The sequence below is a fragment of the Candidatus Fonsibacter ubiquis genome, from assembly GCF_002688585.1.
Classification (GTDB): Bacteria; Pseudomonadota; Alphaproteobacteria; order Pelagibacterales; family Pelagibacteraceae; genus Fontibacterium; species Fontibacterium commune.
Genome location: NZ_CP024034.1, coordinates 376,408 through 398,921, shown reverse-complemented (window position 1 = coordinate 398,921; position 22,514 = coordinate 376,408). Strand labels below are relative to the sequence as shown.

Genomic DNA, 22,514 nt, shown 5'->3' with positions numbered 1-22,514 from the left:
TTAAATTTTTTCTACCTGCCCATATTCTAACTCTACAGGTGTGGGCCTACCAAATATCGAAACGGAAACCTTTAGTCTAGACTTTTCTTCATCAACTCCCTCTACAAGGCCACTAAATGAAGCAAAAGGTCCATCACAAACTCTAACTTGTTCACCGATATCAAAACTTATACTAGTTGAAGGCTTGAGAGCTCCATCTTCAATTTTTCCCATAATTTTTGTAACTTCGGCTTCTGATATTGGAGTAGGTTTTCCAGGTACTCCCAAAAATCCAGTTATTCTTTTTATAGATTTAATTAAATGATAAACTTGATCGTTCATATCTAGCTTGGCTAAAAAATAACCTGGAAAGTATTTTTTTTCAGAAGTAGTTCTTTTTCCTTTTTTTACTTCTGTAACTTCATGAGTTGGAACTAAAGTTTGTTCAAAATGATGCGCTAATCCCTCTTTCTCAAGTTTTTCAGGTATAAGACTGGCTACTTTTTTTTCTGCGCCTGAATGCGCCTGGATAATGTACCATTTCATCATAAGTTAAATTCCAAGTAAATAATTTAGACCGAATTTAAAAATCTGATCTAATAACAAAAAAAACAAAGCTGCAATTACTGACATCACAAAGACTGTTAATGCACCAATAGTAGTTTCTTTTCTTGTTGGCCAAGATATTTTTAAAGCCTCCTGCTTAACAGATCTTAAAAATTGAATAGGATTAAACATATTTAACAATCTGTGGCAGGAGTGGAGGGACTTGAACCCGCAACCTCCGGTTTTGGAGACCGGCGCTCTACCAATTGAGCTACACTCCTAAGATTTATTCTATAATCTTAGTTACTACTCCAGCTCCTACGGTTCTTCCTCCTTCTCTAATTGCAAATTTTAAATTATTGTCCATTGCAATTGGAGTGATTAAAGTAACAGTCATTTTTGCATCATCACCAGGCATAATCATCTCAACACCAGCTGGTAACGCAACCTCACCTGTAACATCAGTAGTTCTAAAATAAAACTGAGGACGATATTTAGTAAAAAATGGAGTGTGTCTTCCGCCTTCCTCTTTTTTTAATATGTAGGCTTGAGCCTCAAATTTAGTGTGCGGTTTTATTGATCCTGGCTTAGCCAAAACTTGTCCTCTTTCAACTTGATCACGTTCAATACCTCTTAAAAGAATACCAACGTTATCACCTGCTTCACCCGAGTCTAAAAGTTTTCTAAACATCTCTACACCTGTACAAACAGATTTTTGAGTTGCTTTAATTCCAATGATTTCCATTTCTTCACCAGTTTTAATTGCTCCTGACTCAATTCTGCCTGTAACAACTGTTCCACGACCAGAAATCGAAAATACATCTTCGATTGGCATTAAGAATGGTTTGTCTTTTGGTCTATTTGGTTGTGGAATAAAAGTATCAACCGCTTCCATCAAAGCTAGAATTGGTTTATCTCCAAGTTCAACATCACCTTCTATTGCTTTTAAAGCTGAACCTTTGATGATTGGAGTTTTGTCTCCAGGATATCCATAAGAAGTTAATAATTCTCTGATCTCCATTTCAACAAGATCTAAAAGTTCTTTATCATTTACAGTGTCAACTTTATTTAAAAAAACAACTAGAGCCGGAACACCAACTTGTCTCGCTAAAAGAATATGTTCTCTAGTTTGTGGCATAGGACCATCCGCTGCATTCACAACTAAAATAGCTCCATCCATTTGTGCGGCACCTGTAATCATATTTTTTACGTAGTCAGCGTGTCCTGGACAGTCGACGTGCGCATAATGACGTTTTGCTGTTTCGTATTCAACGTGAGCTGTAGAAATAGTAATACCCCTTGCTTTTTCTTCAGGTGTTTTGTCAATCTGATCGTAAGCTACAAATTTTGCTCCACCAGCTTTTGCAAGAACTTTTGTGATCGCGGCTGTTAAAGTTGTTTTACCATGATCGACGTGACCAATAGTACCAATGTTACAATGTGGTTTCGTTCTTTGAAATTTTTCCTTAGACATTTACTTTTTCTACACCTCTCAGTTTATTATTAATTTTTAATCTGGAGCGGGTGAAGAGAATCGAACTCTCACAACCAGCTTGGAAGGCTGGAGTTCTACCATTGAACTACACCCGCGTAACCAAACCTTACTCCTAATTTTATTTTGTTGCCAACAATTCTTTTCTTTAAACACTCCCTCTTGGTGGAGGGGGAAGGATTCGAACCTTCGTAGGCCGGAGCCAACGGTTTTACAGACCGTCACCTTTAACCACTCGGTCACCCCTCCAATTTTTCACAAAACGACGGAGGTTTTGTTTTGAGTAGCTTTCAAGTGTTCTAAAAAAGAAAAAATTTACAACACAACTTCCTAACCACACTATTGCGATTATGAAGCTTAAAATTAGGCGGAATATAATTAGAGAGTAATATTAATGCAATACATTTTTAACTCAAATTAAGATAGTTATATCAATTAAATCAATGAAAACAGGTGCATTTTGGATAGGCGGCAAACACGCAGTTTTATCTGCTATCAAAAACCCTAAAAGAAAAATAAATAAACTTATTATTACGGAAGAAAATCAGAAAGATTTTAATCTTAAAAATTTCAATAAAAAAATTTTAATTGAAACAAAAGATAAAAAAGAGATAGATAAAATTTTTATTAGTGAAAATATTGTACATCAAGGTGTAGCTGCTGAGATAGAAAGTATTCCAACAGTAGAGTTAAAAGAGTATTTAAAAAGTAAAAGTAATTCAAAAAATACATTAGTTGTACTAGACGATATTACAGATCAAAGAAATATAGGCTCAATAATAAGATCATGCAGCGCTTTTAATATTGATGCTGTTATTCTTTTAGAAAAAAATTATAACCCTAAAAACAAGATGATGTACAAGAGTGCTAGTGGGGCAATGGAACTTGTAAACATTATTCCAGTATCAAATATTACAAATGCACTTGAAGTTTTAAAGAAAAATAATTATTGGGTATATGGACTGGATGGTAATGCAAAAGAAAATATTGAAGATCAAAAATGGTCCAACCAGAATGTTTTTGTGTTTGGATCGGAAGGAGATGGTCTTAGAAGGTTAGTAAAAGAAAACTGTGATCATCTTATTAAAATTCAAATTAACAAAGAAATTGAGAGTTTGAATGTTTCTAATGCAGTCTCAACAACTTTGGGTATTTTTAGATTACTTGAGAGAAAAAATTAAAATCCAAAACTAGATTTTATTCCATCTACAATAAATTGAATTGCGAGAGATGCCAAAATTAAAGCTATTACTCGTGAAAATACATTGAGAATATTTTTACTTGTATAGTTTGCAAGAATTGCAGAAAATATCATATGAAAAAAAGTTACTATCATTACTGCAGTTAAAGCAATATAGACCATTATTAATCTTTCTGGATCTTTTGAATTTGCATTTACTAAAAGTAAAACAGAAGTTAACGCAGCAGGCCCAGCAATCAAAGGAATTGCGAGTGGAAAAATTGAAATTTCTTCTATAGTTTTTTCACTTAAAACTTTATTAGCGCTCTCTTCTCTTCTTAATCTTCTTTTGTCTAAAAGCATTTCAATTGAAATAATAAACAAAATTATCCCCCCCGCAATTTTAAGAGAATTTATTGATACCCCAATCCAGTTAAAAAAAAATTTACCTCCGTATGCAAAAATAATTAATACAATAAAAGCAATTAGAGACGATTTAATTGCAATCTTAAATCTTTGCTCTCTTGTTGCTCCTTCAGTTAATAATAAAAATAAGGGTCCAATTCCTGCTGCATCTATAGCAACAAATAAAACTGCAAAAGAATTAAAAAAAGTTGAACTCATATTTTAAGTATTTATTCTGGCGGGAGTGACGGGACTCGAACCCGCGGCCTCCTGCGTGACAGGCAGGCGCTCTAACCAAGCTGAGCTACACCCCCTAAAAAAGCAGTGCAGCCAAAATTATGCTGTCACCACAATTTAAAATTACCGAGTAAATTTATACACAGAATTATTCAAAAAGTCTTATAAATTATAACTCAGAAATTTTAAGAGAATAAATATAGGCTTTTGTTTTTTGGTTATTCTTTAAATACACATCAGTAATTACTCTTTGATAACGTTTTCCTTCATAACAATCTAATTTTTTCCATAAATACTTAAGACTAAATGAGGTTAATAAATAACCATTAATTTTATCTACTTTTGAATTAGGAATAATTGCATCATATTCAAAATCTTTTTCTAACCTTATTTTCTTAACAGAACCAAAGGTGAATGCTTTTTGCCAATTTCCTAAAATATTTTTTAAAATAAAAAAATTTTTATTATTTGGCATCAAAGTTCCGTAAACAAACAGTTTATCCATATCCTTATGGTGGGCATCGTAAGAATCGAACTTACCACCCCTTGCGTGTCGAGCAAGTGTTCTACCACTGAACTAGATGCCCTAAAAATAAATAATGGTGGGCGATGAGAGACTCGAACTCCCGACCCTCTCGGTGTAAACGAGATGCTCTACCAACTGAGCTAATCGCCCCTTAAATTTGAAAAACTTGTATAACAGTAAATAACCAAAGTTAAAATAATAATTAGTTGGGTAAATACTTTTTAAATGCTGTAGTTTTTGAGAACACTTTACCCTTTAAAAGATTAAACGTATTTTGATCCTCTTTTTTAATCTTTGAACAAGTGATTAGACCATACTGATCTGCAAATTGATTTTTATAGAATGTTTGTTTATTTTTAAAATCACTGACACAATTCTTTAAGTAGTCGCTAGGATAAAAAAACCAAATAATAAATAATAGAGGAATTATATACCAATATTTTTTAATTATTTTCATGTTTTATTATTAACTACTATTTATTAACTAAAAATATATAAGTTAAGAATAATTTTCTCATGGATTGGATACAAATTTTTAATCTTTTAATTGTAATGATGATGGCGGCTTCGGTTGCCGGCTTTATGGCGGGTCTCCTTGGTGTTGGTGGTGGTTTAGTAATGGTTCCTGCTCTCTATTACGCATTTACAGTCCTAGACTTTGAAATGGCAACTAAAATGCATTTAGCTTTAGGAACCTCTTTAGCAATTATTATACCCACATCAATTATGTCTACTAGAACTCATATGAAATTTAATGCTGTTGATTTTGGTCTAATAAAATCTTTTGGGATTTATATTGTATTGGGAGTTATAATTGGAACTTTATTGGCATCAAATCTTAAAACAGCAAATTTAGTATTATTTTTCTCAATTTTTGCATTTTTGGTGGGTTTATTTTTCTTATTTTTAAAATCAAAATTAGAAGAAACAGAAAGAAATATTCCAAAGATTTATAAAATTATTATTGGAAATTTTATAGGTTTTATTTCAGTGCCTTTGGGTATTGGTGGTGGATCATTATCGGTGCCTTTTATGAGATTATTCGGCTATGATATGAGAAAGGCTATTGGAACATCTGCGGCTATTGGAATTTTGATTGCAATTTCAGGAACTATCAGCATGATTTCAAGTGGAGCTATATTTGCTACAGTTAATTCTCCATTAAGTTTTGGTTATTTTAACCTTGCGGGTTTTTTAGTTTTTGTTCCAGTTACTATGCTTATGGCTCCTCTTGGAGCAAAAGTCGTACACAAGGTTAGTAGAAGTTTAATTACAAAAATTTTTGGAATTTATTTAATTCTAATTTCTTTAAGAAGTTTTATCGAATATTTAAAAATTAAATAAAAAAAATTGGTTATTTTTAAAAATTTATATATTTGGAACATAATAGAAGAATTATTTAGATATAAAAGACAGACTAAGATTATTACGATCAACAGTTAACAACTGCTCCTTAAAAAATTTTTTATAACACGTGCTAACATCATCAATAGATTGATTAGCAGTTCCTGTATTTCTATTAATAAAAACTATAAAATCATAGTCCTTATTAGTATCAACCGTTCTGTATTTAAAATTATCTAGTTTATTTAGATAATATTGAGCTACTTTTTCATTAAGACCACAAAAAGCTACTTTATAGATTTTATCTCTCTCATTTAAAAAAAGTTTTTTTTTATTAATATCTAAAATTAATTCCTTTAAGCTAATGCCCCAATAGTCATTTTCAAATTTGTGAATATTTTCAGAGTATTTGCCATTCAAAAAATTAATATAACTATATTGATAAGGAGTTAAAATAAAAAATATATATATTTCAAAAAGAAATAAACAAATAAAAAAAAATTTAAGAGGTAATAGGTAAATTTTTTTATAGCTAAAAATTAAATATAAAAGAATACAAAAAAATAAAACAATATATGGGATGATATATAAAAAATACCTAATACCGTCGTTTAAACTTACGCTAAAAGAAAAAACTAAAATCAAGGGTATTAAAAATTGCATTGAAATATATAAAAATTTAATTAAAAAAATTTTTTTTTTCCAAAAATTTTTTAAGAAATAAAAAAAGGGTAATAAAAAAAAGGCTAAAATAATATACGTAGGCATTTTATAAAGTAACATTATAAAAATATAAGAGTTCGGAGTATTAGAAGTTGAATAAATATGACCATTTAAAATGCCAAAAGGAAGTGAAAATGAGCTACTAAAAAAATTATTAAAATAGTTTTTAACAAAGACAAAAGGTAGAGAAAAAATGTCTTTATGAGTATCAGGCCAGAATAGTAAAGTAATTGATACGGAAATTAAAAAAAAAATTAATAAATCAAATAAAATACTTTTTTGAAATGAAATTTTTTTTAAAAATATTCTAAAAATTAAGAAATCTAGTATCAAAATAATAAAAATCGGAAAAAGTGAAAATATAAAAGTTAATCTAATGCTAAGGCCTAGAGAAAAAATAAAGGCTAATAAAAAAACTAAATTAGTTCTTTTTAAATTATTATTTAGATTTTCAAAATACTTAATAAGAATATAAAAAAACCAAACATGCGAAAAAGCTACAATCGTATCTTTAGAATTTATTGAAAAATGTCCAAAAAAAATTGGATTAAAAAATAAGAAAATAAAAGATAATTTAGCAATTTCTTTATTAAAAAAAAATTTTGATAATTTATAAATTCCAAATACTGTTCCTAATGAAAAAGAAAGATTTATAAGATGATGGGATTCAATAATATATTTTGACGAAAAATTTTTTGTAATTAAAGTAGAAAAAAAATCATAAAACCCAAAATGGAATGGAAAGTTTGCACTTTCATATGAGAGCTTTCCGAAAGAAAAAATATATTTATAAATATTTTCTCCATTTCTATAATGATAGGGCTCATCCCAAGACATACCAACTATTAAAGAACAGTAAATTGAAAAGGAAAGGATTATTGCTAAAAATAAAAGCTCTTTTTTTTTATTAATAAATTTACTTAATTTTACTATCAATTGAATTAAATTCTGATTTAAGTTTTATATAATATTTGTATAATAAAATTTTATCTTCTTCAGATAACAAATTATCTTTTTCTAAACCTTTTAATAATTCAATTCTAATTTTATCTTTAATTTCTGATCTATTTTTGGCTTTATTTATCGATAACAACTTATCAATTTTCTCGAGTCTTTCAGCTAATAATAGGTTAAATAAAAAATTAATAATAAAAATGAAAGCAAACGTAATAGAGATTAGTTTAATAAAGAAAACTTTTAATTCGTTATTTTTTTTCATAAAGTAATTTTAATCCTATATAAAATGTCAGATATAGCGACAAAATAATAAACTACACAAGATAAAAAAAGCAAAATTGTACTTTTACTTTCGTTTATAAATATTTTTCTATAGTTTGTTTTCATTAGTAAAAAAAAAAGAAAATAAAACATTGGTTCAAAATATTTTTGTATCACAACGGATCCAGCAAAAACAAATATTATTAAAAATATAACTAAAAAATCGATCTTATATTCTACAATTAACAAAGCAAATGTAATTCCTAAAATAACTGTAATATAAAATAAAAAAAAATTACCTAATATATTTTTTGAAATAACGAAAAAAGCACCAAGAGAAAGCGTATTTTCGTAATCTAATTTATTTTCCAGTAAAATAAAAATAAATAAAGAGAAAAAAAAAGTGTAAAAAATTTTTTTTGAATTAACAATATTATTCTTAATTTTTATAAAATTAAAAAAAAAAATAGGTAGTGTATAAACAAATAAAGCGGAAAAGTTTCCAAAAATATTATTATAAATATTCACTGTAAAAGAAAGTTGTTTAAAAAGACCTGGAAATTTATATAGAATGAAAAAACCTGGTAACGAAATAATAAAACAAAAAATTAAGACTTTTAAAAAATTGTATAATGTTAAATTTTTATAAAAAATATAAAAAAAAATGAAAAAAAAAATTACATAATATTGCCTACTGTAACAAGTTAAAGCCAGGAAAAAAGTACTATAAAAAACATAAATGATCCTCCTTTGTCTTAATGCATGAGGTAATTTTGACCATTTTAGTAAAAAAATAATTGATATTAAAAAAGAAATGCTTGCTGTTATATGATCATTTGCCCATATCGCTGAATATCTAAAACCAGGAACAAAAAAAATAGTAGACGAAAGAATTAAATAATTAGATTTATAATAATTTCCAAATTTAATTTTTAAACATTTATAAAACAAAATTGGAACTGAAATAGAAAGAAAACAGAAAAATAATCTAGTAAGTGTTGTTTGATTTAGAAATGAATCGACAATTGAAAATAAAATATAATGTAGTGGAAAATGAAGTGTCCAGGGAGTTGGATCGACGAGTAAATCTTTTTTTAGTTCTATTATATATGGTAAGGTATCTCTAAAATCACCAGATAATGCTAATCCGGTTCCATCTTCATTATAATAAAATCCTATAAAAAGTGTTAAGGCTGAAAAAAAAAAAATAATTAAACCATAATTTATTTTTAAATACTCATTATTAAAACTATTCATTTTTTTACTACTGAAATTTATTAATCTTATATTTTAAATTTTTTTTCAATTAATTCATTAATTAAATAATAAATATTTAATTTTGGCTTATAATTTATAAATTTTCTTGCAAAAGAATTATTACCTAAAATAATTTGATGTTTTTTTTTAGTTTGGTCACTTAAAAATAAATTAAAGTACTTATTAAGATAAATAATTATATCATTTACGTAAATCTTACTAAAAGAAGATAATATTATTTTATCTGGTAATTTTTTTTTAAACATTAATTTATAAATAGCAAAACAAAAGTCTTTAGCATGAGAATAATCATGCACTATATTAGATTTGTATATTCTATTAATTAATAGTTTTTTTTTATTTACAAAATATTTAATAAGTCTACGTATTAAAAATTTCTCATTCTTATAATAAGAGTCATGACTAAAAAATATTATTGTTGAACCATCAATTTTTTTTATTTTTTTAAAACGCATAAAATACTTATGTACATCTGTTTTGTACATTGCGTAATAATTAATTGGAAAAAAGGGGGAACTTTCATTTATAATTTTATTATTATAGCCATCGTACATTTGAGAGGAGGCAGCAAAAAAAAATTTTGTTTTTAAATTTAAAGAAATTATTGCATCAATAATATTTATACTAATTCTGTAATTATAAAAATAATCTCTTTTATAGTTCAATTTTTTTTTTTTATTATTGGAATAATTTTTAGCTGCAAAGTGAAAAATAAACTTTGGATTATGTTTAATTAAAAAATTTTTAAGTTCTAAACTATCTAAAAGGTTAATTTTATAGATATTTTTTATTTTGCTTTTTTTATTGTGAATCCCAAAAACGTTAAATTTTTTTGTATTAAGCAATATATTAGTTAACAAAATTCCATCTTGTCCTAGCGCACCAGTAATTATTACATTTTTTTTTTTCATTTGCGTTTTGCTAAATAAGATAAATAATATAATTCATAATATTAATTTATAAATTTAAATGATTAAAATTATTAAATGTAGATCTTGCAAAAGTAAAAGCTTAATAAATGTTTTTAACCTAGGATCTCAACATCTTACGGGTGTGTTTCCTAAAAAAAAAAATATTAAAATTTCAAAAGGGGAGCTTAATTTATGTTTGTGCAAAAGTTGTTCTTTACTACAACTTAGAAATAATTTCGACCATAATGAAATGTATGGAGAAGATTACGGATACATGTCCTCATTAAATTCCTCAATGAGATTTCACCTTAAAAAAAAAAGTAAAAATTTAATTAAAAAATATTCGTTAAAAAAAAAAGATCTAATAATCGACATCGGTAGTAATGATGGAACATTTTTATCATATTTTTCTAAAGATTTTAATTTAATTGGAATTGATCCCACTATAAAAAAATTTGGAGAAAAATATCGTAATGATATAATTAAAATATCAGATTTTTTTTCTGAAAAATCTATTAAAAATAAAACTAATAAAAAAGCAAAACTAATATCATCAATTGCTATGTTCTATGATCTTGAAGATCCAGAGATATTTGTAGATAGTATTTATAATTTATTAGAAAAAAATGGGATATGGCATTTAGAGTTAAGCTACATGCCTTCAATGATTAAAAATTTGTCATACGACACTATATGCCATGAACATCTAGAATATTATTCTCTTCGTTCAATTAAAAACTTATTTGATAGACATAAACTTAAAATTATTGATATCGAATTTAATGCAATTAATGGCGGAAGTTTTGCTCTTGACGTTGCAAAAAAAGAATCAACTCTAAAGGAGAACAAAAGAATAATTAAATGGGTTCTTCATAAAGAGAAAATTTTCAAATCTAATGATTTTAAAACAATTAAAAATTTTTACTTAAATTGTCAAAAACATAAATTTTTATTAAAAAAATTAATATCAAATCTTATTAAAGAGAAAAAAACTATATTTGGTTATGGAGCTTCGACAAAGGGTAATGTCATACTTCAATACTGTAATTTAACTGAAAAAAATATTCCCTACATAGCTGAGATAAATAAATCTAAATTTAACAAATATACACCTGGAACAAATATAAAAATAATTTCTGAGAAACAGGCAAAATTAAAAAAACCTGATTATTTTTTGGTCCTTCCTTGGCATTTTAGGGACAATATAATTCACAGAGAAACCGACTATCTAAATTCTGGTGGTAAAATGATATTTCCTCTGCCAGAAATTGAGATAATATAATGCTTAATAAAAATAAAATTTGCGTTCTAATCCCGACATTAAACGAAGAAGATAATATAATAAGAATTATTGAAAAAATAAAAAAAACTAAAATAAAATTAGATATACTTTTTATAGACGATAATTCTACTGATAATACGCAAAAAATTATAAATATAATAAAAAAAAAGAATAAAAATATTTACGCGATATTCAGAAATAAAAAAGGAATAGGCTCAGCACATAAAGAAGGACTTATGTGGTGTTATAAAAATAAATATTCCAAAATAATAAGCATGGATTGTGACGGAACTCACGACCCAAAATACTTTAAAAAAATGCTAAATTTATCAAAAAATTATGATTTAGTATCAACTAGTAGATTTATAAAAAAAGGATCAATATCTGACTGGCCGAGAACAAGAAAATTGATAACCATTTTAAGACACATCCTGCTAAAATTTTTTCTTAATTTACATTATGATGCTTCTGGAGCATTTAGATGCATTAATATTAATAAAATTAATATCAAAAATTTTACACAAATAAAAAGCAATGGTTACACCTTTTTTTGGGAGTCTTTATTTTATCTTAATAAAAAAAAATTTCGAATAACAGAGATTCCTGTTAAACTTTATTTCCGGAAGATAGGTTCATCGAAAATGAGAATGAAAGATATTTTTTATTCAGCATTTTATTTAATAAAACTATCATTCAATAGATTTTTAATTATAAAAAATTTTTAATGATAAAAAAGTCATTTACACAAGTTGGTTTTTTTTATTTTTTTGAAAAAATTGTAAGATCAAATATTTATTTCTATGTAATTTTTAGACAACTAGCTAAATTTTTTCGAATTTTTGAGAACGATTTCAATTACCTAAAATTTTATTTTAAGAACAAGAAGATTAATATTATAGATGTTGGGGCTAGCGATGGTATTTCTGTAATTTTTTTTTTGAAAATATTAAATATAAAAAAAATATTTTGTTATGAGCCACATTCTATTTATGTAGAAAAATTAAAACAGTTGAAAAATTTAAAAAAAATTAAAATTTTTAATTACGGTTTATCGAATAAATCATTAAAAAAGAAAGTTTTTTACCCTGTTTTTAAATTCTTTTTTTTTAAAATACCATTATTATCCTACACTTTTTATTCTAAAAAAAATTTACAAAATCAACTTAGATTAGATTTCAAACAAAAATTACAAATTGAAAATTCAAATATAAATCTTAAAAAATTTAAATTATTAAATCAAAAGATTGATTTTATTAAAATTGATACAAATGGACATGAATTAAGTGTAATAAAAACTTTACTTTCACAAATTAATAGAGACAAACCTCTTATAATAATTGAAAATAATAATGATCAAAATAAAATATTCAATTTACTAAAAAAAAATTACAATAAATACTTTTATATGAACAAAATTTTAAAAATTCATAAAAAAGAAGAATGCGTCAATTTATTTTATATAAGGAAATCAGTAAAAAAATTTAATATTAAATATTAGTAAATTATTTTAAATACATTGATCTGGTAGGGTAATTCCAAATTTTAATTTTATAATTATTGTCATTTCTCCATTTAAGAATTTCTTCTTTCCAATTTGGACAATCAAAACAATCTAAAAACTCAGGATAAATAGCTTTGTATTTATATTGATAGGCACCAGCTGTAAGTGAAAAGATAACGAGTATAATAGATAACTTTTTAATAAAATTATCGCTTATTTGATATATTCTGTACACTATAGTCATTAGTAAAAAGCTTGGAACTACTGCATATCTACCTTGCACTTGGTTAAACTTTGATCCAAAAAAAGCCAATAAACTTTCTGCGATAAAAAATATTAATAATAAAATAAATATTCTGTCATTCTTAAATTTTTTAATAAAAAAAAATAGTGCTAATAAAATAAAAAAAATAATTAATATAGAGAGAATAATTAAATTTTCTTTTTTATAAAAATACGAAAAAAATAAATGAACAAAGTCTCTTCCAAAAAAATTTTTAAAAATAACGTTGTAAACAAAATTAATAAATTTTTCATTTGAAATATTATATCTTAGGCTCTCTTCAAAAAATTCATAATATTTAGAATATAAATATATAAAAAACTGAAAAAGTGTTGAAATAAAAATAATTAAAAAATTTATTAAGTTAATTCTACTTTTATTATGTTTGTATTTGTAAAAAAAAAAGGGTGTTAAAATATTAGTTGTAATTGTTGATAGTCCTGCAACCAAAATACTTGCATAAGAAGTAATTTCCCATAAAACACTTTTTGTTTCCTCTTGGAAAAATATTAATATAACTAAAATTGTTAAATATACTTGAGACGCCAAAGTATTAAGCCAGACCTCTTCAACCATAAATGGTGAAATTAAAACCAATAAACAAATTATATATTTATCTTGGTCTCGGACTAAAAATTTAGATTTATGAAAAATTATAAAAATGTATAAAAATAACTGTACAAAAAATGCACAATATACCGTTATTAGAGGCGCATATTCTAAATTCGGTATTAATGCCAAAACTGAAGAAATATTTGCCCACAAATTAAAATAACCACTTCCAAAGTATACTTGAGTCAAACCAAATAAGGGCCCTTCTACAAATGAATTTCTAAACCAAAACTCTCCTTCTTCAGCAACAAATCTTCCAAATTTAAAAATATATGGGCTACGTAAATAAGCTATAATTAAAATAAAAAAAATAAAGTAAATCTTAAATAATTTTTTACTTAGCATTTATAAAAATTAATAATTTTTAAATAAATTTGATTGAGATATTTATTTTCGAATTAGCAAAAATTAATTAACAGGTCTTTCACTTGAAATGTCTTTTGTCTTTTGCGTTTGCGACATATCAATTTCGACCCAATCAATTGGCGTTAAAGATTTGGTTAAAGCTACTTTTAACACTTCATCTACTGTTTTTACTGGAATAATTTTTAGACCTTCAATAACATTTTTAGGTATTTCAGCTAAGTCTTTCTCGTTTTCATCTGGTATCAAAACAGTTTTAATACCTCCTCTGAGTGCTGCCAATAATTTTTCTTTTAAACCACCAATTGGAAGTACTCTTCCTCTTAAGGTTACTTCTCCTGTCATGGCGACTTCTCTTCTAACTGGGATACCTGTCAAAGATGATACAATTGAAGTTACCATTGCAATACCAGCTGACGGCCCATCTTTAGGCGTTGCTCCTTCAGGCACATGAATATGAATGTCCTTTTTTTCGAAAACAGGGGGAATGATACCATATTCTATGCACCTAGATCTAACAAAAGATTTTGCAGCTTTAACGGATTCCTGCATAACCTCTCCTAGTTTTCCAGTTATTTCCATCTTACCTTTCCCTGGCATTATTACAGACTCAATTGTTAATAGTTCACCACCTACTTCAGTCCAAGCAAGTCCGGTAACAATTCCTGTTCCATCTTTATTTTCAATTTCACCATATTTAAATTTTTTGACACCAAGATAGTCATTAAGATTTTTTTCATCAATTTTAATTGTGTCTTTTGTCTTAGTAACAATATCTTTAACTCCTTTCCTTGCAAGTTTTGAAATCTCTCTCTCTAAACTTCTAACCCCAGACTCCCTGGTATAGTATCTAATGATATATTTTAATGCTTCATCGGAGACAATCCATTCCCCTGTTTTTAATCCGTTCTCTTTAATTTGTTTAGGCAGAAGATATTTTTTTGCAATTTCCATTTTTTCATCTTCTGTGTAACCAGATATTCTAATCACTTCCATTCTATCTAATAATGGACCGGGTATATTTAAAGTATTTGCGGTAGTAACAAACATTACATTGGACAAATCATAATCCACTTCTAGATAATGATCATTAAATGTTGTATTTTGCTCTGGATCCAGTGCCTCTAATAACGCTGATGAGGGATCTCCCCTATAGTCATTTCCGATTTTATCAATTTCATCTAATAAAATTAAAGGATTATTTTTTCCTGACTTTTTCATCATTTGAATTATTTTTCCTGGTAAAGATCCAATGTATGTTCTTCTATGACCTCTAATCTCAGCTTCATCTCTAATGCCGCCTAAAGACATTCTTACAAACTCTCTTCCGGTAGCTTTAGCTATAGATTTACCTAAAGATGTTTTTCCAACTCCGGGCGCTCCTACTAGACAAAGAATTGGCCCTTTAATTTTATTAATTCTACTTTGCACTGCCAAAAATTCTAAGATTCTATCTTTTACTTTTTCTAACCCATAGTGATCTTCATCAAGAATTTTTTTTGCATTATTTATATCAGTGTTTACTTTTGAAATTTTTCCCCATGGTAACGAAACCATCCAATCTAAATAATTTCTAACTACAGTAGATTCAGCTGACATCGGACTCATTGATTTTAATTTTTTTAATTCTGCTAATGATTTATCTTCAGCTTCTTTAGTCATTTTAGCTTTCTTAATTGCTTCTTCTAAATTCTGAATTTCATCTTTTCCATCTTCTGTTTCACCTAATTCTTTTTGAATAGCTTTTAATTGTTCATTTAAATAATATTCTCTTTGAGTTTTTTCCATTTGGTTTTTAACTCTACCTCTAATTTTTTTCTCAACTGATAAAACTTCAATTTCACTTTCGATAAAAGTTAAAAGAGATTCTAATCTATTTTGAACAGATAAATTCTCTAAAATTTTTTGCTTTTCAACTAAACTAATTTGTAATTGATTAGCAACTGCATCTGCAATTTTTGATGGTTCTTTTGTGTCTTTAATTGTCTCAAGACCCTCTTCTGATACTTTTTTTGAAACTTTAACTAATTTATCGAATTTATTTAAAACTGCTTTTGATAGTAAAGATAAATCTTCTTTGCCAAGATCATCGGCTAAGGTTGAGCATGAAGCTAATAAAAAATTCTTTTCTTCATTATGATATTGATTTATTTTTACTCTTTCTTTTCCTTCGACTAAAATTTTAACTGTTCCATCTGGAAGTTTTAACAACTGTAATATTTCACCTAAGCAACCGACTTGGTAAATTTCATTATCCTTAGGATCATCTACATCATGGCTTTTTTGAGCAGCAAGTATAATTTTCTTATACTTATCCATGACATTATTTAAGGCATTAATAGACTTTTCTCTTCCAACAAAAAGCGGAACCACCATTCCAGGAAAAACAACAATATCTCTTAGGGGTAATACCGGATATTGAGCCTGATTATTTTTTTGCGATTCTTTAACTTCCATAAATCAATAATATTAATTGTTATATTTATAACAAGGTTAACGTTATATGGGGACGTTTAATGTAAATTCAACTGTGAATAACTAGCCTATTTTGCTCTCTTTATTATTAATTGATGTGCCGGAGGTCTGATTGTTTTTCTTTGAATAAGTTAGTAATGGCTTAATTTTTCCTTCTACAACATCCTTATTGATTACTACCTCGCTAATATTTGATTGAGAAGGAAGTTCAAACATTGTCTCAAGTAAAATATCTTCTAAAATTGATCTAAGACCTCTTGCTCCTGTTTTTCTAATTAGAGCTTTTTTAGCGATAGCTGACAAAGAGTCTTTAGTAAAAGTAAGCTTTGCCCCTTCTATTTCAAAAAGTTTAGCATATTGTTTTAAAAGCGCATTTTTTGGTTCTTGTAAAATTTTAATTAGCGCTTCTTCATGTAAATCGTCTAATGTAGCAACAATTGGCAGTCTTCCTATAAACTCAGGTATTAGCCCGAATTTTAATAAATCTTCTGGCTCTAATTCTTTTAATATCTGTCCTGTATTCTTATTATCGTGTTCTCTGATTGTTGCACCAAAGCCCATAGCAGTCCCTTTGCTTCTTAATGATACAATTTTTTCCAATCCACCAAATGCTCCTCCACAAATAAATAGAATATTAGTTGTATTAACTTGTAAAAATTCTTGTTGAGGATGCTTTCTTCCCCCTTGTGGTGGAACGCTTGCGACTGTTCCTTCCATAATTTTTAAAAGAGCTTGCTGAACTCCTTCTCCAGAAACGTCTCTTGTAATAGAGGGGTTTTCTGTTTTTCTGCTAATTTTATCAACTTCATCAATATAAACAATTCCTCTTTGCGCTTTTTCAACATTATAATCAGCGGCTTGTAATAATTTTAGAATAATGTTCTCAACATCTTCTCCAACATAGCCTGCCTCGGTCAATGTAGTAGCATCAGCCATAGTAAATGGAACATCTAGAATTTTTGCAAGAGTTTGTGCTAATAAAGTTTTTCCACAACCTGTCGGACCTATAAGCAAAACGTTAGACTTTGAAATTTCGACATCTTTGCTACTTTTAGAGTCTTGATTTAATCTTTTGTAGTGATTGTGAACTGCAACAGATAAAACTTTTTTTGCTTTATCTTGACCAATTACATACTCATCCAAAACTTTACAAATTTCTTTTGGCGTTGGAACCCCAGCATCATCTTTAACAAAATTACTTTTGTTCTCTTCTTTGATGATATCCATACAAAGTTCGACACACTCATCACATATAAAAACTGTAGGACCGGCTATAAGTTTTCTAACTTCGTGCTGACTTTTTCCGCAGAAAGAGCAATAAAGAGTATTTTTATTATCTTTGGCCATGTTTAAAATGATCGAATCAGTAAGACTTTATAAAACAATGACTTGTCACTAAAAGCAAGTCTAAGTTGAATCTAATCGATATATTGTGTGTAAATTATATATAAAAACGAACTAATCAGTTTTTTTCTCTACAACTTTGTCAATTATCCCAAAGTCTTTAGCTTCTTCCGGACTCATAAATTTATCTCTCTCTAAAGCTTCTTGAATTGATTTTACATCTTTGCCGGTATGCTTTGAGTAAATTTCATTAAGTCGTTTTTTAACATAAGAAATTTCATTAGCATGAATCTGGATATCTGTTGCTTGTCCTTGAAAACCTGCTGAAGGTTGGTGAACCATTATACGTGCATTAGGTAAAGAAAATCTGTGACCCTTCTCACCCGCTGCTAACAAGAACGAACCCATGGAAGCTGCTTGTCCAATGCAAATTGTTGAAACAGGTGATTTAACATATTGCATGGTATCATAAATTCCAAGTCCATCAGTAACAATACCTCCAGGACTGTTTATATATAAAAAAATTTCTTTTTTTGGATTCTCGGACTCTAAAAAAAGTAATTGAGCACAAACTAAACTTGCAACATGAGAGTTTACTGGTCCCACTAAAAAAATAATTCTCTCTTTTAATAGCCTAGAATATATATCATAAGCTCTTTCTCCTCTGCTGGTTTGTTCAACCACCATTGGAATAAGAGTATTCATTTGGATATCAATCTGATCGTTCATAGAGAATCAGATTCTACAAGCTTTACTTATTTTTTACTAATCTTTTTTGAGGATTTTGATTTATTCTCTGATTTTGTATATTTTTTTGATTTGTCATCACCACTCGTTGCTGACTTTGTTGCTGATTTAGACTTAAGATTAGATGATAAATCTTTTACAAGTTCCTCTAACTCTTTTTTATTTACCTCTTTTAACGTAACCTTAGCCTTAGACTTAACAAGCTCAACAATTTTATCTTCATAAATAGGACCTCTAAGTCTTGTAATTTCAGAAGGATTTTTTTGATAATAATCTCTTATTTGTTTTTCCTGCCCAGGATACATACTCATTTGTTTTTGCAATTCTTGTTGCAACTCTTGTGTAGTGACTTGAATTTTAAAATCTTCCCCGATTTGATTTAATACTAAAGCAAGTTTAACTCTTCGTTTAGAAATATCTAAAATATCATCCTCTTCTTCTTTAGTTAGTTTTATATCTGAATGGTCGTGCCCATGTTTATGATCGTCATGGGGTTCATTCTTATGAGCTTTTTCGTGAATAAAACTATGTTTAACAATTTCTTGCTCATTTTTTACTAAATCTTCTGGTAAATCAAACTTACAATTTTTATCTAGATAATCTAAAATTTCTTTTCTAATAATTGTTTCTGTAATTGAAGATTGTTCTTTAGATAATTGTTTTTCTAATAAAACTTTCAAATCATTTAAATCTTTTGCACCCAAATTTTTTGCAAATTGATCATCGATTGCTACAGGCTGTGATTTTTTAACTTCTAAAATTTTACAATTGAATAGTGCGGTCTTACTCGCTAGTTGTTTATTTGGATAATTTTCTGGTAAATTAATTTTAACATCTTTTTTATCTCCCGGTTTACATTGTAATAATTTCTCATCAAAACCCTTAATAAAAAGTTCTTTTCCTAAAATAATTTGAACTTTTTCCCCTTTATTTCCCTCAAAAGATTTTCCATCAACACTTGCTTCAAAATCAAAAACTACTAGATCACCTTTAACTGAACTTTCGCCTTCTTTTTTATTAACATATTTTTTTTGTCCCTCTGCTAATAAATTTATTCTTTCGTCTAAATCTTTTTTTTCTATTTTTAATTTATAATCAGTAAGATTTATTTTTTCTAATTCAATTTTTTTGATATCTGGAGTTTTTTCTACAGAAATTGTGTACTCTAAATCTTTATCTTCGCCAGAGGATTTGATCTCAATTTTAGGTTGGCTAGCAGGCTTAATTTTATTTTCAGATAAAGCTTGATAAGTATTATCTTGCAAAATTTTTTCCAAAACTTCTCCATACAACGCTTGGGCAAATTGTTTTTTTAATAGATCTACCGGAGCTTTTCCTGGTCGAAAACCTTTAATGTTTATAGTTTTCTGTAGTTCAATAACTCTCTCTTCAATTTTTTTATCAATCTCTTGTTTTTTTACTAAAACATTAAGATTGGTCTTTAAACCTTTAGTTTCCGATACTGTTACTTTCATATTCTTCATGGTGCGGGAGAAAGGACTTGAACCTTCACATCTTTCGATACCAGTTCCTAAGACTGGCGTGTCTACCGTTCCACCACTCCCGCTTTATTATTAATTAAATTTCGAATGGCGAATATAGCTATATTATCTAATGCTTTCTAGGATTTAATTATAAAATATGAGTTTTAAAATAATACGATTTGCTTATATAAAAAGCACATTTAATTATGAAATTTAAACTTGCTATAGGTGACAAAATTTATTCTACATGGTCATTAAGACCGTGGTTAGTGTTAAAATATTTTAATATTCCATTTGATGAACTTAAAATTAAGCTAAGAAATAAAGATACTAAAAAAAAAATATTAAGAATTTCACCTTCAGGAAAGGTTCCTTGTTTAATTTACGGGAAGATAAAAATATGGGACTCTTTGTCAATTTGTGAATTTTTAGCAGAAAAATTTAAAAATAAAAATTTATGGCCAAAAAATAACCATGATAAAATATTGGCAAGAAACCTTTCTTCAGAAATGCATAGTGGTTTTGCTAATTTAAGAAAAAACTTAAGTATGAATTTTCTTAAAAAAAATCTTAAATTCAAAAAAAATAGAGAAACTTTAGCTGAAATAACTAGAGCAAAGAATATAATTGAAAATTGTTTAAAAAAATCTAAAGGACCATTTATGTTTAAAAAATTTTCTATTGTAGACGCTATGTATGCACCTGTAATGTTTAGATTTAAAATTTATAATGTAAAATTATCTAAATTATTAGAAAGATATCTTAAAACTTTATTAAATATGAAGGAAATTAAACTCTGGCTTTTAGAGGCAAGAAAGGAACTAAAATGATACGCTACATAATAATTATCAGCGCAATTATTCTTCCCTTTGTGATTTATTATTTACTTGTTCGTTTTACTAAAAAGATTAATAAAAAATTTCCAATAATTACTTTATCATTTATAAGCCTTTTATTGTTAATTTGTTCTTTAGTGTATTTGAGGTTTACAAGCGCAGAACCCACTGGTCTAAAATATATCCCACCAAAATATGAAAATAATAAGGTTGTACCCTCAAAAATAAAATAAGATTAATTATACTTTTTATCTAGATACTCTAATGCTTTGGGCAAATTTTTAATAATATCTTCAGCTATTAATCCTTTTTTAGAAAATTTTGCTGCATAAGAATGCAACCAAACCCCAGCGCAAGCTCCATTAAATGCTGACATTTTATTTTTTCCTATTAAACTTACAATTATTCCACTCAATACATCTCCGGTGCCAATCACTGCTAATTCCTCAGTTGAAACAGTATTTACGCAAACCTTTCCATCTGGGGAAGCTATAATTGTATCTGGGCCTTTTAATACCAAAACACAATTTGCTTTTTTTGAGGCTTTTAATGTTTTTTCAATTTTATTGTTAATATTTTTAAAGTCTGGAAAAATTCTATTAAATTCTCCTTCGTGAGGTGTAATAATTTTATTTTTATCCAAAATTAAAAATAATTGTTTAGGGTTTTTTGAGAATGAGGTTAGTGCATCTGCATCTATAACCATATTATTAACAAACTTAGATATTAGCTTAGTATTTTCAATAGTTTTTTGATTAACACCAGCACCTGGTCCTATAAGTAATGAGGTAATTATATTCTTTTTTAAAAAAAATTTAAGTTCATCTATGGAGTTAATTTCAATCTTCAATAATGAAAAAAATTTTTGATTATACTTATCTATAGTGTCTTTATTAGCAATTACTGTAACAGATCCTACTCCACAACGAATTGCTGCACTTGATGACAATAAAGATGCTCCTATATAATTTTTTAATGATCCATAAACATACGCTCTTCCCCTAGAATACTTGTGCGAGTTATATTTCTTCCAGGGAAATTTTTTGTTAATCCATAAACTTGGATTATTTTCCTGAATTTTATTATTAACAAATTTATTTAAAGATTTTTTAATTCCAATATTTAAAATCTTTATTAGGCCAGAAAAATAAGTGCCAGGAAAAAGTATATGCCCCAATTTTTTACAATGAAGAGCTAAAGTAAAGTTAGCCTTAATAGCTTCTCCCATAACTTTTCCATTATCACTATTAATTCCTGTTGGAATATCTATTGAAAATACAATGGTCTTCTTTTTATTAATCGCTTTTATTGTATTTATAATATTAGAATTTAACTTTCTATTTAAACCAACTCCAAAGATGCAGTCGATAATAATAGGTCTTGTTTTTCTTTTAAGTTCCTTATGTAAATCTTTTAAACAAAAAACTTCACAATTAAGTTTATTGAAAGCTTTATAGTTATCTTTTTTTTTATTCTTTATTGGTAATATTAGAAAAATCTTAACTTTATAACCTTTATTAATAAGACAATTACCAATTATAAATCCATCACCTCCATTATTACCTGGACCACAAATGACTAATATTTCATCATTTTTTGAAATCTTTGATGATATATAATCTGAGCATCTTTCTCCCGCTGATTGCATTAAAGAGAATGAATTTTTTCTAAGTTTAAATTCTTCTTTCTCAACAGCTTTAATTTCTATCGAGTTTAAAATCATTTATAAAAAACAATCTACAGTTTAA

The 22,514-nt window shown here is 27.2% G+C and carries 22 protein-coding genes and 7 tRNA genes; 7 read left to right on the top strand and 22 right to left on the bottom strand.

Annotated elements, in window-relative coordinates; genetic code table 11:
- The 6 genes from nusG to CR143_RS02215 form a co-directional block, all read right to left on the bottom strand.
- Positions 1–528 carry a transcription termination/antitermination protein NusG gene (nusG, locus tag CR143_RS02240; protein ID WP_169696840.1) on the bottom strand — a complete coding sequence of 176 codons (528 nt, stop codon included), beginning with the start codon at positions 526–528 and terminating at the stop codon, positions 1–3.
- A gap of 3 nt (positions 529–531) precedes the next feature.
- The gene (gene secE, locus CR143_RS02235) at positions 532–717 is read right to left on the bottom strand and encodes a preprotein translocase subunit SecE (RefSeq protein ID WP_099340219.1); all 186 of its coding nucleotides are present in this window, start codon (positions 715–717) and stop codon (positions 532–534) included.
- 13 nt (positions 718–730) lie between these two features.
- Positions 731–806, bottom strand: a tRNA-Trp gene (locus tag CR143_RS02230).
- Positions 807–811: 5 nt separating this feature from the next.
- Positions 812–1,999, bottom strand: a complete 1,188-nt coding sequence (gene tuf, locus CR143_RS02225; protein WP_099340218.1) for an elongation factor Tu — start codon at positions 1,997–1,999, stop codon at positions 812–814.
- A gap of 42 nt (positions 2,000–2,041) precedes the next feature.
- A tRNA-Gly gene (locus CR143_RS02220) sits at positions 2,042–2,115 on the bottom strand.
- 65 nt (positions 2,116–2,180) lie between these two features.
- A tRNA-Tyr gene (locus CR143_RS02215) sits at positions 2,181–2,266 on the bottom strand.
- A 194-nt stretch (positions 2,267–2,460) separates the two neighbouring features.
- Between CR143_RS02215 and rlmB the strand changes: the two genes are divergently transcribed.
- Positions 2,461–3,198 (top strand): 23S rRNA (guanosine(2251)-2'-O)-methyltransferase RlmB, encoded by a 738-nt coding sequence (rlmB, locus tag CR143_RS02210; RefSeq protein ID WP_099340217.1) that lies wholly within the window; start codon positions 2,461–2,463, stop codon positions 3,196–3,198.
- On the opposite strand, the gene CR143_RS02205 is transcribed toward rlmB, so the two are convergent.
- The 5 genes from CR143_RS02205 to CR143_RS02185 form a co-directional block, all read right to left on the bottom strand.
- Positions 3,195–3,821 carry a MarC family protein gene (locus tag CR143_RS02205; protein WP_099340216.1) on the bottom strand — a complete coding sequence of 209 codons (627 nt, stop codon included), beginning with the start codon at positions 3,819–3,821 and terminating at the stop codon, positions 3,195–3,197. The two genes, rlmB and CR143_RS02205, sit on opposite strands and share 4 nt — an antisense overlap.
- 17 nt (positions 3,822–3,838) lie before the next feature.
- Positions 3,839–3,916 (bottom strand) — tRNA-Asp (locus CR143_RS02200).
- A 92-nt stretch (positions 3,917–4,008) separates the two neighbouring features.
- Positions 4,009–4,344 (bottom strand): gamma-glutamylcyclotransferase family protein, encoded by a 336-nt coding sequence (locus CR143_RS02195; RefSeq protein WP_099340215.1) that lies wholly within the window; start codon positions 4,342–4,344, stop codon positions 4,009–4,011.
- 7 nt (positions 4,345–4,351) lie between these two features.
- Positions 4,352–4,426 (bottom strand) — tRNA-Val (locus tag CR143_RS02190).
- Between the two features lie 13 nt (positions 4,427–4,439).
- A tRNA-Val gene (locus tag CR143_RS02185) sits at positions 4,440–4,515 on the bottom strand.
- Between the two features lie 366 nt (positions 4,516–4,881).
- On the opposite strand from CR143_RS02185, the gene CR143_RS02175 reads away from it, so the two are divergent.
- Positions 4,882–5,709: a sulfite exporter TauE/SafE family protein gene (locus CR143_RS02175; protein ID WP_099340213.1), complete on the top strand. Its 828-nt coding sequence runs from the start codon at positions 4,882–4,884 to the stop codon at positions 5,707–5,709.
- Positions 5,710–5,760: 51 nt separating this feature from the next.
- Here CR143_RS02175 and CR143_RS02170 read toward each other — a convergent pair whose 3' ends face one another.
- The 4 genes from CR143_RS02170 to CR143_RS02155 form a co-directional block, all read right to left on the bottom strand.
- The gene (locus CR143_RS02170; RefSeq protein WP_157780306.1) at positions 5,761–7,269 is read right to left on the bottom strand and encodes a glycosyltransferase family 39 protein; all 1,509 of its coding nucleotides are present in this window, start codon (positions 7,267–7,269) and stop codon (positions 5,761–5,763) included.
- Positions 7,270–7,348: 79 nt separating this feature from the next.
- Complete coding sequence (locus CR143_RS02165) at positions 7,349–7,651, bottom strand: hypothetical protein (RefSeq protein WP_099340211.1); 303 nt, start codon at positions 7,649–7,651, stop codon at positions 7,349–7,351.
- The gene (locus tag CR143_RS02160; RefSeq protein ID WP_099340210.1) at positions 7,648–8,907 is read right to left on the bottom strand and encodes a hypothetical protein; all 1,260 of its coding nucleotides are present in this window, start codon (positions 8,905–8,907) and stop codon (positions 7,648–7,650) included. The genes CR143_RS02165 and CR143_RS02160 overlap by 4 nt, the downstream gene beginning before the upstream one ends.
- Before the next feature lie 26 nt (positions 8,908–8,933).
- Complete coding sequence (locus tag CR143_RS02155) at positions 8,934–9,839, bottom strand: GDP-mannose 4,6-dehydratase (protein WP_099340209.1); 906 nt, start codon at positions 9,837–9,839, stop codon at positions 8,934–8,936.
- Positions 9,840–9,897: 58 nt separating this feature from the next.
- Between CR143_RS02155 and CR143_RS02150 the strand changes: the two genes are divergently transcribed.
- From CR143_RS02150 to CR143_RS02140, 3 genes are read left to right on the top strand one after another with little or no spacing between them, the layout of a single operon-like run.
- Positions 9,898–11,121 (top strand): class I SAM-dependent methyltransferase, encoded by a 1,224-nt coding sequence (locus tag CR143_RS02150; RefSeq protein WP_099340208.1) that lies wholly within the window; start codon positions 9,898–9,900, stop codon positions 11,119–11,121.
- On the top strand, positions 11,121–11,846 hold the full coding sequence (locus tag CR143_RS02145; RefSeq protein ID WP_099340207.1) for a glycosyltransferase: 726 nt from the start codon (positions 11,121–11,123) through the stop codon (positions 11,844–11,846). The genes CR143_RS02150 and CR143_RS02145 overlap by 1 nt, the downstream gene beginning before the upstream one ends.
- Positions 11,846–12,619: an FkbM family methyltransferase gene (locus tag CR143_RS02140; protein WP_099340206.1), complete on the top strand. Its 774-nt coding sequence runs from the start codon at positions 11,846–11,848 to the stop codon at positions 12,617–12,619. Before CR143_RS02145 ends, CR143_RS02140 begins: the two co-directional genes overlap by 1 nt.
- 4 nt (positions 12,620–12,623) lie before the next feature.
- Here CR143_RS02140 and CR143_RS02135 read toward each other — a convergent pair whose 3' ends face one another.
- From CR143_RS02135 to CR143_RS02110, 6 genes are all read right to left on the bottom strand, one after another.
- On the bottom strand, positions 12,624–13,862 hold the full coding sequence (locus CR143_RS02135; protein WP_099340205.1) for a hypothetical protein: 1,239 nt from the start codon (positions 13,860–13,862) through the stop codon (positions 12,624–12,626).
- Positions 13,863–13,925: 63 nt separating this feature from the next.
- The gene (gene lon, locus CR143_RS02130) at positions 13,926–16,337 is read right to left on the bottom strand and encodes an endopeptidase La (protein ID WP_099340204.1); all 2,412 of its coding nucleotides are present in this window, start codon (positions 16,335–16,337) and stop codon (positions 13,926–13,928) included.
- A gap of 81 nt (positions 16,338–16,418) precedes the next feature.
- Positions 16,419–17,702 carry an ATP-dependent Clp protease ATP-binding subunit ClpX gene (gene clpX / locus CR143_RS02125; protein ID WP_099340203.1) on the bottom strand — a complete coding sequence of 428 codons (1,284 nt, stop codon included), beginning with the start codon at positions 17,700–17,702 and terminating at the stop codon, positions 16,419–16,421.
- A gap of 111 nt (positions 17,703–17,813) precedes the next feature.
- Complete coding sequence (locus CR143_RS02120; RefSeq protein WP_099340202.1) at positions 17,814–18,428, bottom strand: ATP-dependent Clp protease proteolytic subunit; 615 nt, start codon at positions 18,426–18,428, stop codon at positions 17,814–17,816.
- Positions 18,429–18,454: 26 nt separating this feature from the next.
- Entirely contained in the window at positions 18,455–19,921 is a 1,467-nt protein-coding gene (gene tig, locus CR143_RS02115; protein WP_099340201.1) for a trigger factor, read from the bottom strand.
- An 8-nt stretch (positions 19,922–19,929) separates the two neighbouring features.
- Positions 19,930–20,013: transfer RNA gene (locus tag CR143_RS02110), tRNA-Leu, on the bottom strand.
- 123 nt (positions 20,014–20,136) lie between these two features.
- On the opposite strand from CR143_RS02110, the gene CR143_RS02105 reads away from it, so the two are divergent.
- Together CR143_RS02105 and CR143_RS06455 are read left to right on the top strand one after the other, a co-directional pair.
- Positions 20,137–20,760 carry a glutathione S-transferase gene (locus CR143_RS02105; protein ID WP_099340200.1) on the top strand — a complete coding sequence of 208 codons (624 nt, stop codon included), beginning with the start codon at positions 20,137–20,139 and terminating at the stop codon, positions 20,758–20,760.
- Positions 20,757–20,999, top strand: a complete 243-nt coding sequence (locus tag CR143_RS06455) for a DUF6111 family protein (RefSeq protein WP_099340199.1) — start codon at positions 20,757–20,759, stop codon at positions 20,997–20,999. Before CR143_RS02105 ends, CR143_RS06455 begins: the two co-directional genes overlap by 4 nt.
- Positions 21,000–21,001: 2 nt before the next feature.
- Here the strand turns inward: CR143_RS06455 and CR143_RS02095 are convergent, their stop codons facing one another.
- On the bottom strand, positions 21,002–22,489 hold the full coding sequence (locus CR143_RS02095) for an NAD(P)H-hydrate dehydratase (protein ID WP_099340198.1): 1,488 nt from the start codon (positions 22,487–22,489) through the stop codon (positions 21,002–21,004).
- Between the last annotated feature and the right edge of the window lie 25 nt (positions 22,490–22,514).

Bases quoted from the DNA above. Each gene is read 5' to 3' on its own strand.
- nusG (WP_169696840.1), bottom strand. From the start codon at position 528: ATGATGAAATGGTACATTATCCAGGCGCATTCAGGCGCAGAAAAAAAA.
- secE (WP_099340219.1), bottom strand. From the start codon at position 717: ATGTTTAATCCTATTCAATTTTTAAGATCTGTTAAGCAGGAGGCTTTA.
- tuf (WP_099340218.1), bottom strand. From the start codon at position 1,999: ATGTCTAAGGAAAAATTTCAAAGAACGAAACCACATTGTAACATTGGT.
- rlmB (WP_099340217.1), top strand. From the start codon at position 2,461: ATGAAAACAGGTGCATTTTGGATAGGCGGCAAACACGCAGTTTTATCT.
- CR143_RS02205 (WP_099340216.1), bottom strand. From the start codon at position 3,821: ATGAGTTCAACTTTTTTTAATTCTTTTGCAGTTTTATTTGTTGCTATA.
- CR143_RS02195 (WP_099340215.1), bottom strand. From the start codon at position 4,344: ATGGATAAACTGTTTGTTTACGGAACTTTGATGCCAAATAATAAAAAT.
- CR143_RS02175 (WP_099340213.1), top strand. From the start codon at position 4,882: ATGGATTGGATACAAATTTTTAATCTTTTAATTGTAATGATGATGGCG.
- CR143_RS02170 (WP_157780306.1), bottom strand. From the start codon at position 7,269: ATGTCTTGGGATGAGCCCTATCATTATAGAAATGGAGAAAATATTTAT.
- CR143_RS02165 (WP_099340211.1), bottom strand. From the start codon at position 7,651: ATGAAAAAAAATAACGAATTAAAAGTTTTCTTTATTAAACTAATCTCT.
- CR143_RS02160 (WP_099340210.1), bottom strand. From the start codon at position 8,907: ATGAATAGTTTTAATAATGAGTATTTAAAAATAAATTATGGTTTAATT.
- CR143_RS02155 (WP_099340209.1), bottom strand. From the start codon at position 9,839: ATGAAAAAAAAAAATGTAATAATTACTGGTGCGCTAGGACAAGATGGA.
- CR143_RS02150 (WP_099340208.1), top strand. From the start codon at position 9,898: ATGATTAAAATTATTAAATGTAGATCTTGCAAAAGTAAAAGCTTAATA.
- CR143_RS02145 (WP_099340207.1), top strand. From the start codon at position 11,121: ATGCTTAATAAAAATAAAATTTGCGTTCTAATCCCGACATTAAACGAA.
- CR143_RS02140 (WP_099340206.1), top strand. From the start codon at position 11,846: ATGATAAAAAAGTCATTTACACAAGTTGGTTTTTTTTATTTTTTTGAA.
- CR143_RS02135 (WP_099340205.1), bottom strand. From the start codon at position 13,862: ATGCTAAGTAAAAAATTATTTAAGATTTACTTTATTTTTTTTATTTTA.
- lon (WP_099340204.1), bottom strand. From the start codon at position 16,337: ATGGAAGTTAAAGAATCGCAAAAAAATAATCAGGCTCAATATCCGGTA.
- clpX (WP_099340203.1), bottom strand. From the start codon at position 17,702: ATGGCCAAAGATAATAAAAATACTCTTTATTGCTCTTTCTGCGGAAAA.
- CR143_RS02120 (WP_099340202.1), bottom strand. From the start codon at position 18,428: ATGAACGATCAGATTGATATCCAAATGAATACTCTTATTCCAATGGTG.
- tig (WP_099340201.1), bottom strand. From the start codon at position 19,921: ATGAAAGTAACAGTATCGGAAACTAAAGGTTTAAAGACCAATCTTAAT.
- CR143_RS02105 (WP_099340200.1), top strand. From the start codon at position 20,137: ATGAAATTTAAACTTGCTATAGGTGACAAAATTTATTCTACATGGTCA.
- CR143_RS06455 (WP_099340199.1), top strand. From the start codon at position 20,757: ATGATACGCTACATAATAATTATCAGCGCAATTATTCTTCCCTTTGTG.
- CR143_RS02095 (WP_099340198.1), bottom strand. From the start codon at position 22,489: ATGATTTTAAACTCGATAGAAATTAAAGCTGTTGAGAAAGAAGAATTT.